This is a genomic window from Sanguibacter sp. TS_SC_8 (genome assembly GCF_055361235.1).
Genome location: NZ_CM143955.1, coordinates 2,190,914 through 2,205,201, shown reverse-complemented (window position 1 = coordinate 2,205,201; position 14,288 = coordinate 2,190,914). Strand labels below are relative to the sequence as shown.

The following is a 14,288-nucleotide window of genomic DNA, read 5'->3' as shown; positions in this document are numbered from 1 at the left end:
GGCCCGACCATCCTGCCAGGTGCGGGGCCACCGAGCGGGCACCACGGGCCGCAGCTACAGTGACGAAATGGCCATCAGCATCCGATCGATCGAGACCGCCGTGCCGTCCGTCGAGGTCAAGCAGGGGGAGATCCGCGATCTCTTCCTGGCCCAGCCGGGCCGCAGCCGTCTCGCCCAGCGGCTCATCACCGCATCCTTCGACGCGTCGGCGATCGACACCCGGCACTCCGTCATCGACGAGCTGGACGGTTCCCCCCGGGACCTGCCGGGTGCGGGAGACTCCGCGCCGCCGGTGTTCTACGACGCCGAGTCCGGCCTGGTCCTCACCCCGAGCACCGGGACCCGCAACGCCGTCTACGCCGCGCGGTGCCCGGAGCTGGTCCTGGCCGCCGCGCGCCGGGCTATCGAGGCGGCTCCCGGGATCACCGCCGACGACGTCACGCACGTGGTGACCGTCTCGTGCACCGGCTTCTACGCCCCCGGTCCCGACTTCGCGCTCGTGCGCGACCTGGGCCTGTCCCCCCGCACCCAGCGGTTCCACCTGGGCTTCATGGGCTGCTACGCGGCCTTCCCGGCACTGCGGGCGGCCCGGTCCTTCTGCGTGAGCGACCCGGACGCCGTCGTGCTCGTCGTGTGCGTCGAGCTGTGCTCCCTGCACCTGCGGGCCAGCGACGACCCGGACACGATCGTGGCGTCGTCGGTGTTCTCCGACGGCGCGGCGGCGGCGGTGGTGTCCGGGCGGGACGTCGCCGGGCCCCCCGGTGCAGTCCTCGAGCTCGACTCCTTCGCCACGACGATCACCCCGGTCGGTGAGGAGGACATGGCCTGGACCATCGGGGACCTGGGCTTCGAGATGGTGCTCAGCCGATACGTGCCGGCGATCATCGCCGAGCACATCGACTCCGCGCTCGCCCCGCTGTTCGCCGGCGACCCCACCCTGGCCGGCAGGCCCGCCGGCGACGTCGACCTGTGGGCCGTCCATCCGGGCGGCCGGTCGATCCTGGACAAGGTGCAGCACGCGCTGACGCTCACCGACGCCCAGCTGGAACCCTCCCGCAGCACCCTGGCCGAGCACGGCAACATGTCGAGCGCGACGGTCCTGTTCATCCTGCGACGGCTGCTGCACGGGAGCGATCCGGGCGGGTCGTCCGGCGCGCCGCGGGTGTGCGCGATGGCCTTCGGGCCCGGCCTCACGGTCGAGTCCGCACTGCTGACCCTGCGCCGGCCATGAAGCTGACCCACCGTGAGCTCGACGCCCGCGAGCTCATGGACTCCCCCGACTGCGACCTCGCCGCGCTCGAGCGCACCTACCGCCACTTCCGGGTGATCAACGCGCTCGTCTCGCGGTGGCGCCAGGTCTACACCTCCCGGGTGCGCCCCGTGCTGTCCCCGACGGTGCCCACCTCGCTGCTGGACATCGGCTGCGGCGGTGGCGACGTGCCCCGGGCCCTGGCCCGGTGGGCGGCGCGCGACGGGCTGGCCCTGGAGATCACGGCGATCGACCCCGACCCCCGCGCGGCGGCCTTCGCCGCCGCCGCACCCCCCGTCCCCGGGCTGACCTTCGCCCGGACCACGAGCTCGGACCTGGTCCGCGCCGGCGCCCGCTTCGACGTCGTCACCTCCAACCACCTGCTCCACCACCTCGACGCCGACGAGCGCGACGCGCTGCTCGCGGACAGCGAGGCGCTCTCCCGGCGCCTCGTGGTGCACAACGACATCGCCCGGAGCCCGGTGGCCTACGGGGCCTACCTCGTGGGGACGCTGCCGTGGCGCCGGACCCGCCCGGACGGGTCCTTCATCCACCATGACGGGCTCCTCTCGGTCCGGCGCAGCTACCGCAGAGGCGAGCTCGCCGCGGTGGTCCCCCCCGGGTGGCATGTCGCACGCCAGCTGCCCTACCGGCTGCTCCTCGTGCGCGACACCCCCGGCCCCGAGACGCAGGCTGAGACGCGTGCGTGACGTCCTCGTCGTCGGTGGTGGGCCGGTCGGCCTCTACCTCGGGGCGCTGCTCGCCCGGTCGGGCCTCGACGTCGCCGTCTGGGAACGGCGCACCCAGGCCTCCGGCTCCTCGCGGGCGATCGGCATCCACGCCCCCGCCCTGCACGCCCTCGAGGCCGTCGACCTCACCTCCTCCCTGCTCGAGCAGGCGGTCCTCGTGCGCCGCGGGGTGGCGCGCAGCCGCGGGCGGGTGCTCGGGGAGGTCTCCTTCGCGCGCGCCGACCCCCGTTACCCCTTCGTCGCCGCCGTCCCGCAGTCGGTCACCGAGGCGTTGCTCACCGAGCGCCTGCACGACGTCGCCCCCGGCGCCCTCGTGCGCGGGGTCCAGCTCGGTGCCCTGCAGGTGCTCGGTGCCCAGGACGGGCAGCTCGGGTCCGCGGTGCGCGCCGTCGGGCACCCGACCCTGTCCACCGCGACCGGGGGCGCGGTCGCGGTGCCGGCCACCCACCTGGTCGAGGAGACGGCGCGGTTCGTCGTGGGGGCCGACGGCGCGCGCAGCACCGTCCGGTCGGTCATGGGCATCGCGACGACGCTGCGCCAGTACCCCGACACCTACGTCATGGGCGACTTCGCGGACACGACCGGCGCCGGCCCCGACGCGGTCGTCCACCTCGAGCCCGACGGCGTCGTGGAGTCCTTCCCGCTGCCCGGGGACCGGCGCCGGTTCGTCGTGCGGACCACCGCTCTGGTCGCCGACCCCCGCCCGGAGCACCTCGCCGAGGTGGTGACCCACCGCACCGGTGCCCGGGTCGAGGCCGACACGTGCACGATGATCAGCGCGTTCACGGTCCGGCGGCGCCTCGCCGAACAGATGGTCGCCGGCCGCACGATGCTCGTGGGCGACGCGGCTCACGAGATCAGCCCGATCGGCGGCCAGGGCATGACCCTCGGCTGGTTGGACGCGGCCGCCTTCGCCCCGGTCCTGGTGGAGGCGCTGCGCTCCCCCCGGCCCGACGCCGCTCCCGACGCCGCGCTGCGCCACGCCCTGGCCCGGGTGGGCCACACCCGGTCGGTGAGCGCACGCCGGGCCGCCCGGCAGGCCGAGGTGAACATGGCTCTCGGGCGACCGGCTCGGGGGCTGCGGCTCGCGCTGCGTGACCTGGCCCTGGCGGGGGTGCTCGCCACCCCGGCCAGCCACCGGCTCGCCGCGAGGTACGCGATGCGCTGGTCGTAGCGGCGGAGCCAGCGGCAGGCCCAGCTCAGCCGGGTCGCCGGGCCACCAGGAACACGTGCGTGGCCGGCCAGGGCACGGTCTCACCGGTGACCGCGTCGGCGATCCGCGCACCGACCGACAGCCGGTTCTCGACGAGCCAGTCGTTGCGCCAGGCGCTGCTGTCCCGGTCCACCGCGAAGCCCGCACCGGTGAGCAGCTCCGACCAGCCGGCGAAGGTGAGGTCGCAGAACCGCTCGTGGCACTCGGAGAGGTAGTTGCCGGTGTAGTCGCGGGTGTAGAGGAACTCCATCGCGGTGCGCAGGTCGAGCTCGGCCACCCCGGGCGAGATCCACACCACGTCGCAGGCCCCGCCGGACAGGGCCGGGAAATCGCGGGCGAACTGGCGCAGCCGACCGGCCGGGGAGAGCGCGGCGCAGTGCGCGGCGACCGCCTCGCGGGACCACCCGGTCAGATCGACAGTGCTGTCGGCGCCGGAGTCGGTGTCCGCGGTGTCGTCGGTGCTGCCCGTGTCCAGGTGCAGGTGCACGAGGCGGTCGCCGTCGTCGGGCCCGACGACGTCGGAGTTGATCCACACCCCGCCCGGGGCGGTGTGCTCGAAGATCCGGCGGGCGAGGGTCGTGAGGTCGTCCACGCCGTCGCCGTAGCTGGAGATCTCGTGGGTGAGCGCGACGGTCAGGGTCGTGTTGACGCTCGCGTCGGGGAACACCGGGGCCCGGAGCAGGTTGCGCTGGGCGAAGAAGATGTTCGGGTTGGCGAAGACGCCCTGCGCCTTGCGGTGCTCGGCCTCGGCGATGAGGTGGCGGGCGACGTCGACCCCGTAGAGGTCCGACTCCTCCAGGGCCGGCTCGCGGGCGGCCCGCTCGAGCAGCCCACCGGCCGCGCACCCCAGGTCGACCACCCGGCCGGGCTGGACGTACCCGGACACCTGGTCCCACTTGCGGTCGGAGGCACCGTCGAAGTCCGCGGCGTAGCTGGCGTAGTCCCGGGTCTCGGTGAGGTCACCCTCGGCCGAGACGGTCGGGTCGTGGTGGATCAGCCGGATGGCCGCGGCCAGGGCGTACCGGTCGATGTAGTCGACCGCCTGGGGGTGGGCGAGGTCGCGCCACGCCGCGTTCTCGGTGGCGAGCATCTCCAGCACGTCCCAGGGGCGGACCGGCTCCGGGTCGGCCCCGAGCTCGACCGGGGCGAGGGTGAACCCGGCGGCGGCGTAGAGCGCGGCGACGGCCGGCGTCGAGCACGCGACCACGGTCGTGGCCGGGGTGAGGCGGATGCCCAGGCTCGCCTCGACCGCGGCGACGACCGTGTGCGCGAACCCGTCGCTGCGTGGCACGTCGCCCACCGGCACGACGAGGGAGGGCAGGTCGGCTGCGAGCGCGACCCGCTCGATGAGGGCTTCGCGGCGGTGCGCGGGGACCGGGTTGCGCCGGGTGCCGCTGTGCGTGGCGGAGGTGAGCGCCCACACCACCTGGGCGCCAGGGGCGAAGGTGAGCGTCGCCCCGTCGGCGGTGGTCTCCTCGCCGGCGAGCAGCCGCGAGAGGTAGTCGACCTGGAAGCGTGTCACGAGGTGGTGGCGGCCGGGGAACAGGACGAAGGTGGGGTCGGGTGTCACGGCCCCAACTCTGCCACGAGCCGGGTGCCGCTCAGCGCGAGCTGGGTGGCCAGCAGCAACGAGGCGACGACGATGAGCTGGAAGAGCAGCCGCCCCGGCGGGCGGGTGAGCACGAGGACCGCACCCCACACGGCGATGGACACCGCCGCGAGCACCCCCACGACGGCGATCACCGGTGGTGTCCCCCCGACCGGTCCGAGCGCCGCGACCACGGCCGCGAGCGCGAGGGCGCCGAAGGCGACCAGCCCGGACACGCGGCGCCCGGCCCGGTGCGGCAGGCCTGCCACCCCGGTCGCAGCGTCGTCGGCGAGGTCGGGGAGGACGTTGGTGAAGTGGATCGCCACCCCCAGCACCGCGCCGACCACGACCGCCCAGCCTGCGGGCAGGGCCGGGTCGGGCAGGGCCAGGGTGACCACGGCGGGCAGCAGCCCGAAGCTCACCATGAACGGCACGACCGAGAAAGGGGTGCGTTTGAGCCCGGCGTTGTAGGACCACCCCGAGGCCACGAGCAGCACGTGCACCGCGCCGGCCGCCCAGCCCAGCGCGAAGGAGAGGATCACCGTGGCGCCGGCGGCCACGAGCGCGGCGGTGCGGACGACCGCGACGTCGATGTGCCCCTGGGCGACGGGCTTGTCGGTACGCCCGACCGCAGCGTCCCGCTCGGCGTCGATCCAGTCGTTCGACCAGCCGATGGAGAGCTGCCCGGCGAGGAACGCGAGCGCGAGCAGGGCGAGCGTGGGCGCGGGCAGGGCGACGCCCAGACCGAGCACGACGGCGAGCACGGTGACCGCCGCCGTCGGACCGGGGTGGGACGCGAGCACCAGCAGGGTGAGGGTGGGCGCAGGGGAGGCCATCCGCCCAGCCTAGGGCGGATCTGTCGGTCCTGGCGCGGGGGGTGGAGTGTTCTTGCCGGTCCTGCGCAGCGGGTGCAGCGGGTGCAGGCGCAGCCGTTGCACGAACAGCGAACCCAGGGGCGGTCCGACCGGGCGCTCGAGAGGTGCTTCCACCTCGAGCCCGTAGTAGTCACCGATGTGGTCCAGGAAGGTGGCCCGCCTGGCCCGCTCGTAGGCACGGTTCTCCCGCGCGAACGCGAGCGCCGTCGACCAGCACATGGCGAGCATGATCACGGAGAAGGGCAGGGCGATGATGATCGCCGCGGTCTTGAGCGCCTCCAGGCCCCCCGAGAGCAGCAGGGCGATCGCGAGCGCCGACGTGGTGCCGGCGAAGAACACCCGGATCCAGTGCTTCGGCTCGACCTGCCCGCCGGTGGCGATCATCCCCATGACGAGCGACCCGGAGTCGGCGGAGGTGACGAAGAAGATCGCGATGAGCATGATCGCCCCGATCGTCAGTGCCACACCCCCGGGGAGCTGGTCGAGCAGGGCGAAGAGCGCGCCCTCCAGGTCGACCGTCCCGTCCGCGGAGATCAGCCCGCCCTGGCCGAACACCTCGGAGTGCAGTGCCATCCCCCCGATCACGGAGAACCAGACGAAGGTCATGACGGTGGGGACCATGAGCACCCCGATGACGAACTGGCGCACGGTGCGCCCGCGGGAGATCCGGGCGATGAAGATGCCGACGAACGGCGCCCAGGAGATCCACCATCCCCAGTAGAACGTGGTCCAGGACGCCTGCCACGCCTCCCCCGCCGGTCCCTGGAACGCGCTCACGTTCAGGGCCATCCCGACCAGCCCCTGGAAGTAGTTCCCCACGGACTCCACGAAGTTGCGCAGCAGGAACTGCGTCGGGCCGACGACGAGGACGAGCGCGATGAGCGCCACGGCGAGCATGAGGTTGAAGTTGGAGAGCCACTTCATGCCCCGCCCCACCCCGGAGACCACCGAGAGCAGCACCACCCCGGTGATGCCCAGGATGAGCAGCACGTTGACGAGGTCGGAGGACTCGAGGTAGCCGGCGGCCTCCAGGCCGGCGCTGATCTGCAGCACACCCAGCCCCAGCGACGTCGCCACCCCGAACAGCGTCCCGACGAGGGCGACGACGTCGATGAGGTCACCCCACCGGCCCCGCACCCGCCGCCCGAGCAACGGCTCCAGGGTCCACCGGATGGAGATCGGGCGCCCCCGTCGGTGGATCGCGTAGGCGAGGGCGAGCCCGATGGTCACGTAGATCGACCACGGGTGCACGCCCCAGTGCAGGAAGGTCTGCGCCATGCTCGCCTGGGCGAGCTCGACCTGCGTCCCGGTGGTCCCGGGCTTGGGTTGGGCGAGGTGGCTGAGCGGTTCGCTCACCCCGTAGAAGACGAGCCCGATCCCCATCCCCGCCGCGAACAGCAGGGAGAACCAGGACCCGAGGGAGAACTCCGGGGTGTCGTCGTCCTTCCCGAGCTTGATGTCCCCGTACCGGGTGAACCCCATCCACAGGCAGAACACGACGAAGAACGCCGTGATGAGCACGTAGTACCAGCTGAAGTTCGTCACGATGGACGACTGGACGCTGGCGAAGGTGGATTCCGCGGCCCGGGGGAAGATCATGGCGAAGGCGACGAAGACGACGACGATGATGGCTGCGGGCCAGAAGACCCGACGATTCACCGCTGGTTGCCGCACCGCACTCATGCCCTCCAGGTTAGGCACGTCCGGTCCGACCCGTCGAGACCCCCAGGACGGTGGATTCTTGCAGCGCTCACCACCGAGGCATACGCTCGCGGCATGGACGAGACAGCGGACCACCGTCAACCGGTCATCGTCGGTGTCTTCCCCGGCCAGCCCGCCCACATCGTCGAGCAGGCAGCACGGTTCGCCGCCGCCTTCCGCGCCGAGCTCCTCTGCGCCCACGTCCGCACCGGCCACGACGCGGAGCTGGTCGACGCCGAGCTGGAGGCCCAGCTGGAGGCCCAGCTGGCCCAGGTCCTCGCCGGTTCGACCGTCGCGTGGAGCATCCGGCTCCTGGCAGGGGACATCACCGCCGCGCTCGGTCACCTGGCCACCACGGTCGACGCCGCGATGATCGTCGTGGGCAGCCACGAGCGGTCCTTCGGGGGTGGGGTGCAGGAGTTCTTCAACCGTTCGGTCGCCGTGCACCTGGCCCACCGTCAGGACCGGCCCGTCGTCGTCGTCCCGGCCCGCCCGTGAGCGGTGCGGGGCGTCCCCACCACCTGCGGTTCGTTCCTCTGGCCCTCGTCGCGCTCGGCGGCGCGGTCGGCGCGGCGAGCCGGGAGAGCGTCTCGTTGCTGGTCCCGGACGCAGCGGGGGTCCCGGTCGCGATCGCGATCGTCAACCTCGTCGGTGCCTTCGCTCTCGGCTACCTCTACGAGGCCGTGACCCGGATACCGTCGGACTCCACGGCGGTGCGGCTCAAGCTGCTGCTCGGCACCGGGTTCTGCGGGGGGTTCACGACCTACAGCGCCCTCGCGACCGACTCCGCCCTGCTGCTGTCCGACGGCCGGCTGGGGATCGCCTGCCTCTACGCCCTGGGCACCGTCCTGGTCGGTGCGTGCGCCACCTTCGCCGGGATCGCCGTCGCTGCCCGGGCGGACGCCCGATGACCCCGCTGGTCTTCGTCCTGCTCGCGCTGGCCGGCGGCGTCGGCGCCGCAGCCCGGTTCGTCGTCGACGGGCTCATCCGGTCGCGCGTGGCGACGGCCTTCGCATGGGCCACGACGATCATCAACGTCTCCGGGTCGCTGCTGCTCGGCCTTCTCACCGGGCTCACCGCTTCCCACCTCCTGCCGAGCGAGCTCGCCCTGATCCTCGGGACGGGCCTGCTGGGCGGGTACACGACCTTCAGCACCGCCAGCTACGAGACCGTGCAGCTCATCCGGGCGCACCGCTACGGCCTCGCCTTCGCCTCCGGCGTGGTCGTGCTCGTGGTGTGCGTGGCCGCTGCGGGTGCGGGCCTGTGGCTGGGGTCCACAATGGGATGAGGACTCCAGTACACCTTCAGACCACCAAGGCGGTACGACCATGGCGACCCAGCTCAACCCGTACCTGAGCTTCCGCGACACCGCGCGGCAGGCGATCGAGTTCTACCATTCCGTGTTCGGCGGCGAGCTGACGATGAGCACCTTCGCGGACTTCCAGGCCAGCGAGGACCCCGCCGAGGCGGACAAGATCATGCACTCGATGATCGAGACTCCGGGCGGGCTGGCGCTCATGGCGGCCGACACCCCGAACTCCATGGACTACACCCCGGGGAACGCCATGTCCGTCTCCCTCAGCGGCGACGACGAGCCAGAGCTGCGCGGCTACTGGGACCGGCTCTCCGCGGACGGGACGATCACCATGCCTCTGGAGCGTGCGCCGTGGGGCGACACCTTCGGCATGTGCACCGACAGGTTCGGGGTCGCGTGGCTGGTGAACATCTTCGGTCCGAAGCAGTAGCCCCACCGTGGCGGTAAGCCTTTGCCTCCACTTGCCGATCAGCAGGTCCTATGCCCGGGGTATGTCTCGGGGTAGCGTTGTCGCCGTGACTGATACTCCCATGGAGCTTCCCTCCTCCCCTGTGACCGTCCACTCGTTCGCTGACGAGTTCGTCCGCCAGCTGCGTTACGAGCAGGGCGTCGACTTCGCCTTCGCCACCAAGGACAACCTCTACCAGGCCCTCGCCGGCACGGTTCGCGGCTTCATGATCGACAACTGGTTGGCGACGCTGCGGACCCAGAGGGCGTCGGAGTCGAAGGTGGTGGCCTACCTGTCCGCCGAGTACCTGCTCGGCCCGCAGCTGGAGAACGCCCTCCTCGCCACAGGCCTCGAGCCCCTCGCCCGCGACGCGCTGACCAGCCTCGGACTCAACCTCGACGACCTGGAAGGGATCGAGATCGAGCCCGGTCTGGGCAACGGCGGGCTCGGCCGGCTCGCCGCCTGCTTCATCGACTCCCTCGCGACCCTCAACATCCCCGCGGTCGGCTACGGCATCCGCTACGAGTACGGCATCTTCCGCCAGACCTTCGTCGACGGCCGCCAGGCCGAGCAGCCGGACAGCTGGCTGTCCAAGGGGTCCCCGTGGGAGTTCCCGCACCCCGACATGGCCGTCGAGGTGGGCTTCGGTGGCTACACCGAGCAGCTCACCGACGAGACCGGACGCATCCGTTCGCGCTGGGTCCCCTCCGAGAGCGTCTCGGCCGTTCCCTACAACTACATGGTCCCCGGCTACGGCACCCACAACGTCAACACCCTGCGTCTGTGGAGCGCCAAGGCCACCAACGCCTTCGACCTGCAGATCTTCAACTCCGGCGACTACGAGGCCGCCGTCCGTGCCCAGACCGTGGCGGAGAACATCTCCAAGGTCCTCTACCCCGAGGACTCCACCCCTCAGGGCAAGGAGCTGCGCCTCAAGCAGCAGTACTTCTTCGTCGCCGCCTCGATCCAGGACTTCTTCACCCGGATGATCCCGAACGGCTTCGAGCTGACGAACCTCCCCGACCGCGTCACCTTCCAGCTCAACGACACCCACCCAGTCATCGCCATCCCCGAGCTCATGCGGCTCCTCGTCGACGAGCACGACCTGGCCTGGGACGCGGCCTGGGACATCACCCGCCGCAGCTTCAACTACACCTGTCACACGCTGCTGCCCGAGGCGCTCGAGGTGTGGTCGGTGGATCTGCTGGGTCGTCTGCTGCCCCGCCACCTCGAGATCATCTACCGGATCAACGAGCAGTTCCTCACCGACGTCCGCGCCGCCTTCCCCGGCCAGGAGCTGCGCGCCCGACGCATGTCGATCGTCCAGGAGCAGCCCGAACGCGCCGTCCGGATGGCCTTCCTCGCCACCGTCGGCAGCTCCAAGGTCAACGGCGTCGCCGCTCTGCACTCGGAGCTGCTGCGGGACAAGGTGCTCAACGACTTCTCGGGCTACTGGCCCGAGAAGTTCACGAACGTCACCAACGGTGTCACCCCGCGCCGCTTCATCAAGCTGAGCAACCCTGGTCTGTCCGACCTCATCGACTCGGCCATCGGCACCGGCTGGGTCAACGACCTCGAACGGCTGCGTGAGCTCGAGCCCTTCGCCGAGGACGCCTCGTTCCGGTCCGCCTTCCGCACGGTCAAGGCCGACAACAAGAAGCGTTTCGTCGACCTGCTCTCCGTCCGCGACGGGATCGAGCTGTCCTCCGACGCGCTCTTCGACGTCATGGTCAAGCGCCTGCACGAGTACAAGCGTCAGATGCTCAAGGTGCTGCACGTCATCACCACCTACGACCGGGTGCTCAAGGGCGAGCTGCGTGCAGCCGACCTCACCCCCCGCGTGGTGACCTTCGGCGCGAAGGCGGCCCCCGGGTACCGGATGGCGAAGGAGATCATCGCGCTGATCAACGCGGTCGCCAAGGTGGTCAACACCGCCCCCGAGCTCGAGGGTCGGCTGCGGATCGCCTTCCCGGCGAACTACAACGTCACCCTCGCCGAGAAGCTCATCCCCGCCGCGGACCTCTCCGAGCAGATCTCGCTCGCCGGCAAGGAGGCGTCCGGGACCGGGAACATGAAGTTCGCGCTCAACGGTGCGCTCACCATCGGCACCCTGGACGGCGCGAACGTCGAGATCTACGACCTCGTCGGCAAGGAGAACTTCTTCCTCTTCGGGCTCACCGAGCCCGAGGTCCAGGACCTCTCCGACGCGGGCTACCACCCCGGGTCCTACTACCAGTCGAACGCGTCGCTGCGCGGTGCGATCGACCTCATCGCCTCGGGGGCCTTCTCCGACGGCGACCGCACGACCTTCCAGATGGTCGTCTCGGACATGCTCGACAAGGACCGCTTCATGGTCCTGGCCGACTACCAGGCCTACATCGACGCCCAGGACAAGGTCGACATCGCGTACGCCGACCAGGATGCCTGGTCCCGCGCGGCGATCCTCAACGTCGCCCGCACCGGCTTCTTCAGCTCGGACCGCTCGATCCAGGACTACCTCGACCGCATCTGGCACGCGACCCCGGTGCCCGCGGTCAAGTAGGCAGTGCCGGTAGGCGCTTCCGGCTCCTGACCGCCCGACGGGCCGTCGTCGTCCTCCCCACCGGGGTGATCGACGGCGGCCCGTCGTGCGTGCGACCTCACCCGGCGAGGGGGTCCTGCGGCCACGCGTGCTTGGGGTACCGCCCGCGCAGCTCCGCGCGGACCTGGGGGTATCCGGTCCGCCAGAACGACTCCAGGTCGGCCGTCACGGCCGCCGGGCGGCGCGCCGGGGAGAGCAGGTGGAGCAGCAGCGGCACCCGGCCGCCGGCCAGCCGTGGGGTCGCCTTCCACCCGAAGACCTCCTGCACCTTGACCGCGAGCACCGGCTGGTCCCCGGAGTAGTCGACCCGCACCCGGGCCCCGCTGGGGATGGTCACCCGCTCGGGTGCCATCTCCTCGAGGCGTCCGGCCACCTCCCACGGCACGAGCCGGCGCAGCGCGGCCACCACGTCGATCCGTTGCAGGTCCCGGGCCGCGCGGATCCGGCCGAGGTCTGGGCCGAGCCACCGGTCGAGGTCGGTGAGCAGCGCGGCGTCGCTCACGTCGGGCCACGGCGCACCGCACGCACGGTGCACGAACGCCAGCCGTGCGCGCAGCTCCCGAGCCGCTTCCCGCCAGGGCAGCAGGTCGATCCCGTCCCGTTCCAGGCCGGTGCGGATCGCGGCGACGACCTGCTCCCGGGGTGGGGCGGTCAGCGGGACCGAGGTCAGCTCGATCGCGCCCAGGCGCTTCGTGCGACGCGCGACGACCCGGCCGTCGACCCAGGAGACGTCTTCCTCCTCGCACAGCGCGGACCCGGCGGCCTGGACGGCCAGGTCCTCGTCGAGCGGCGCGGCCGAGCGGATGACGGCGTCGCGCCGGCCCGCGCCGCGGTCGGCGTCGGCGATCGCGAGCCAGTCGTAGCCGGACAGCGGGGACCCCGGGGGGAGGTCGGCGCCGGTCCCGGAGACCATGAGGTAGCGGGTGCCGCCGGGGCGGCGGCGTGCCACCCGGTCGGGGTGGGCGAGCGCGACGACGAGTCCGACCGCGAGGTCGTCGGTGAGGTCACCCCGGGCGCCGGGCGCGCTCCGCCCACCCGGCACGGCCCGCTGCAGGCGTGTCGTCTGCTTCGCCCACGCCGCGCCCTCGGGCCCGCCGCGGCGCAGGTCCCGCAACGCCGCGACGAGGTCACCGCCGGGGGCCCGGGAGTCCTGGGAGAGCAGCGCGACCACCTCCGCCGCGCGCCGCGCCCCGATCACCGCGCTCGCGTCGACGAGGGCGCGGGCCAGGCGCGGGTCGACGCCGATCCGGGAGATCTCGCGGCCACGGGGGGTGACCCGGCCGTCAGGGGTGAGGGCCCCCAGCCCCACGAGGGTCTGGTGGGCGACCGCCATCGCCGCGCGGGGCGGGGCGTCCATGAGGGCCAGTCCCGCGCCGTCGGCGCTGCCCCAGCACGCGAGCTCGAGCGCGAAGTCGGTCAGGTCCGCGGTCATGATCTCCGGGGTCGGGTGCGCGTCCAGTCGTGCGTGGTCCTCGGGCGACCAGCAGCGGTACGCGGTCCCCGGGCCCTCACGGCCGCTGCGACCGGCGCGCTGGGCGGCGCCGGCGCGGCTCACCCGGACCGTCACGAGCCCCGCGAGCCCGCGCCGGTGGTCCGTGCGCGGCTCCCGGGACAGCCCGGCGTCGACCACCACGCGCACCCCGGGGACGGTCAGCGACGACTCGGCCACCGCGGTGGACACCACGACGCGCCGTCGGGCACCGGCAGCCAGAGCGAGGTCCTGGTCGCGGGAGGGCAGGCGGCCGTGCAGCGGCCGGACGTCCACGCCCAGCCCACCGAGGCGGCGCACGACGGCGTTGACCTCCCCGGCCCCGGGCACGAACACCAGGACGTCGCCGGTCTGCTCCGTGAGCGCCCGCCGGACCGTGGCCGCGACGTGGTCGAGGAAGGGCTGGGTCACCCCGCGCTCGTCGAGGGCGGCGGCCCGTGGGGGGCACCAGACGTCAGTGACCGGGAACAGTGCGCTCTCCACGGCGACGACCGGGGCCGGCGCGCCCGTCTGCGCGCCGCTGCCGTCGCCGCCGAGCAGCTCGGCGGTGCGCTCCGCCTCGACCGTGGCCGACATCGCGACGACCACGAGGTCGTCGCGCAGGTTCGCGCGGACGTCGACGAGCAGCGCGAGGGCGAGGTCGGCGTCCACCTGCCGTTCGTGGCACTCGTCGAGGACGACGGCGCCGACGCCGACCAGCTCCGGGTCGTTCTGCAGCCGGCGCAGCAGCACCCCGGTCGTGACGATCTCGACCCGGGTCGCCGCGGTCGTGGTGGACTCCCCCCGGACGGTGAACCCCACGGTCTCCCCGACCGGTTCCCCGAGCAGCTGAGCCAGGCGCCGGGCGGCCGCCCGGGCGGCGATGCGTCGCGGCTGGGTGACGATGACCCGGCCCGCCACGGCTGCGGCCAGCGCAGGCGGGACGAGCGTCGTCTTGCCGGTCCCGGGTGGAGCATGGACGACCGCCACCCCGCGGGCCTCCACCGCGCGGACCAGCTCGGCGAGGCCGGCCCGGACCGGGAGGTCCGGCGGGTCGGCGAGCAGACGCGCGATCGGGTCGCCGGTGGGTGGGGTCATGGC

12 protein-coding genes are annotated in these 14,288 nt (G+C 72.6%); 8 read left to right on the top strand and 4 right to left on the bottom strand.

The features are described from left to right. Positions 1–67: 67 nt before the first annotated feature. Genes ACWA15_RS09985 through ACWA15_RS09975 form a run of 3 tightly spaced genes read left to right on the top strand, consistent with a single transcriptional unit; the run spans position 68 to position 3,172 of the window. Positions 68–1,231: a type III polyketide synthase gene (locus ACWA15_RS09985; protein WP_464054957.1), complete on the top strand. Its 1,164-nt coding sequence runs from the start codon at positions 68–70 to the stop codon at positions 1,229–1,231. Next, positions 1,228–1,959 (top strand): class I SAM-dependent methyltransferase, encoded by a 732-nt coding sequence (locus ACWA15_RS09980; RefSeq protein WP_464054956.1) that lies wholly within the window; start codon positions 1,228–1,230, stop codon positions 1,957–1,959. The genes ACWA15_RS09985 and ACWA15_RS09980 overlap by 4 nt, the downstream gene beginning before the upstream one ends. Next, entirely contained in the window at positions 1,952–3,172 is a 1,221-nt protein-coding gene (locus ACWA15_RS09975) for an FAD-dependent oxidoreductase (RefSeq protein ID WP_464054954.1), read from the top strand. Before ACWA15_RS09980 ends, ACWA15_RS09975 begins: the two co-directional genes overlap by 8 nt. Before the next feature lie 25 nt (positions 3,173–3,197). Here the strand turns inward: ACWA15_RS09975 and ACWA15_RS09970 are convergent, their stop codons facing one another. From ACWA15_RS09970 to ACWA15_RS09960, 3 genes are read right to left on the bottom strand one after another with little or no spacing between them, the layout of a single operon-like run. Beyond that, entirely contained in the window at positions 3,198–4,781 is a 1,584-nt protein-coding gene (locus tag ACWA15_RS09970; protein WP_464054953.1) for a class I SAM-dependent methyltransferase, read from the bottom strand. Continuing rightward, positions 4,778–5,635 carry a UbiA family prenyltransferase gene (locus ACWA15_RS09965; protein ID WP_464054951.1) on the bottom strand — a complete coding sequence of 286 codons (858 nt, stop codon included), beginning with the start codon at positions 5,633–5,635 and terminating at the stop codon, positions 4,778–4,780. The genes ACWA15_RS09970 and ACWA15_RS09965 overlap by 4 nt, the downstream gene beginning before the upstream one ends. 9 nt (positions 5,636–5,644) lie before the next feature. Beyond that, positions 5,645–7,357, bottom strand: coding sequence for a BCCT family transporter (locus ACWA15_RS09960; RefSeq protein ID WP_464054950.1), 1,713 nt, complete (start codon positions 7,355–7,357; stop codon positions 5,645–5,647). 93 nt (positions 7,358–7,450) lie between these two features. Here ACWA15_RS09960 and ACWA15_RS09955 point away from each other — a divergent pair, with 93 nt between their 5' ends. From ACWA15_RS09955 to ACWA15_RS09935, 5 genes are all read left to right on the top strand, one after another. Continuing rightward, complete coding sequence (locus tag ACWA15_RS09955; RefSeq protein WP_464054948.1) at positions 7,451–7,873, top strand: universal stress protein; 423 nt, start codon at positions 7,451–7,453, stop codon at positions 7,871–7,873. Further along, a complete protein-coding gene (locus ACWA15_RS09950; protein ID WP_464054947.1) occupies positions 7,870–8,286 on the top strand; it encodes a fluoride efflux transporter FluC in 417 nt (138 codons plus the stop codon). The genes ACWA15_RS09955 and ACWA15_RS09950 overlap by 4 nt, the downstream gene beginning before the upstream one ends. Further along, positions 8,283–8,663, top strand: a complete 381-nt coding sequence (locus ACWA15_RS09945; RefSeq protein ID WP_464054946.1) for a CrcB family protein — start codon at positions 8,283–8,285, stop codon at positions 8,661–8,663. Before ACWA15_RS09950 ends, ACWA15_RS09945 begins: the two co-directional genes overlap by 4 nt. A 40-nt stretch (positions 8,664–8,703) precedes the next feature. Continuing rightward, complete coding sequence (locus ACWA15_RS09940) at positions 8,704–9,120, top strand: VOC family protein (protein ID WP_464054944.1); 417 nt, start codon at positions 8,704–8,706, stop codon at positions 9,118–9,120. A gap of 100 nt (positions 9,121–9,220) precedes the next feature. Continuing rightward, positions 9,221–11,680: a glycogen/starch/alpha-glucan phosphorylase gene (locus ACWA15_RS09935; RefSeq protein ID WP_464059475.1), complete on the top strand. Its 2,460-nt coding sequence runs from the start codon at positions 9,221–9,223 to the stop codon at positions 11,678–11,680. A 97-nt stretch (positions 11,681–11,777) separates the two neighbouring features. Here the strand turns inward: ACWA15_RS09935 and hrpB are convergent, their stop codons facing one another. Continuing rightward, positions 11,778–14,285 carry an ATP-dependent helicase HrpB gene (gene hrpB / locus ACWA15_RS09930; protein WP_464054942.1) on the bottom strand — a complete coding sequence of 836 codons (2,508 nt, stop codon included), beginning with the start codon at positions 14,283–14,285 and terminating at the stop codon, positions 11,778–11,780. Positions 14,286–14,288 lie beyond the last annotated feature (3 nt).

Coding starts and splice junctions, on each gene's coding strand:
- ACWA15_RS09985 (WP_464054957.1), top strand. CDS start 68: ATGGCCATCAGCATCCGATCGATCGAGACCGCCGTGCCGTCCGTCGAG.
- ACWA15_RS09980 (WP_464054956.1), top strand. CDS start 1,228: ATGAAGCTGACCCACCGTGAGCTCGACGCCCGCGAGCTCATGGACTCC.
- ACWA15_RS09965 (WP_464054951.1), bottom strand. CDS start 5,635: ATGGCCTCCCCTGCGCCCACCCTCACCCTGCTGGTGCTCGCGTCCCAC.
- ACWA15_RS09960 (WP_464054950.1), bottom strand. CDS start 7,357: ATGAGTGCGGTGCGGCAACCAGCGGTGAATCGTCGGGTCTTCTGGCCC.
- ACWA15_RS09955 (WP_464054948.1), top strand. CDS start 7,451: ATGGACGAGACAGCGGACCACCGTCAACCGGTCATCGTCGGTGTCTTC.
- ACWA15_RS09945 (WP_464054946.1), top strand. CDS start 8,283: ATGACCCCGCTGGTCTTCGTCCTGCTCGCGCTGGCCGGCGGCGTCGGC.
- ACWA15_RS09940 (WP_464054944.1), top strand. CDS start 8,704: ATGGCGACCCAGCTCAACCCGTACCTGAGCTTCCGCGACACCGCGCGG.
- ACWA15_RS09935 (WP_464059475.1), top strand. CDS start 9,221: ATGGAGCTTCCCTCCTCCCCTGTGACCGTCCACTCGTTCGCTGACGAG.
- hrpB (WP_464054942.1), bottom strand. CDS start 14,285: ATGACCCCACCCACCGGCGACCCGATCGCGCGTCTGCTCGCCGACCCG.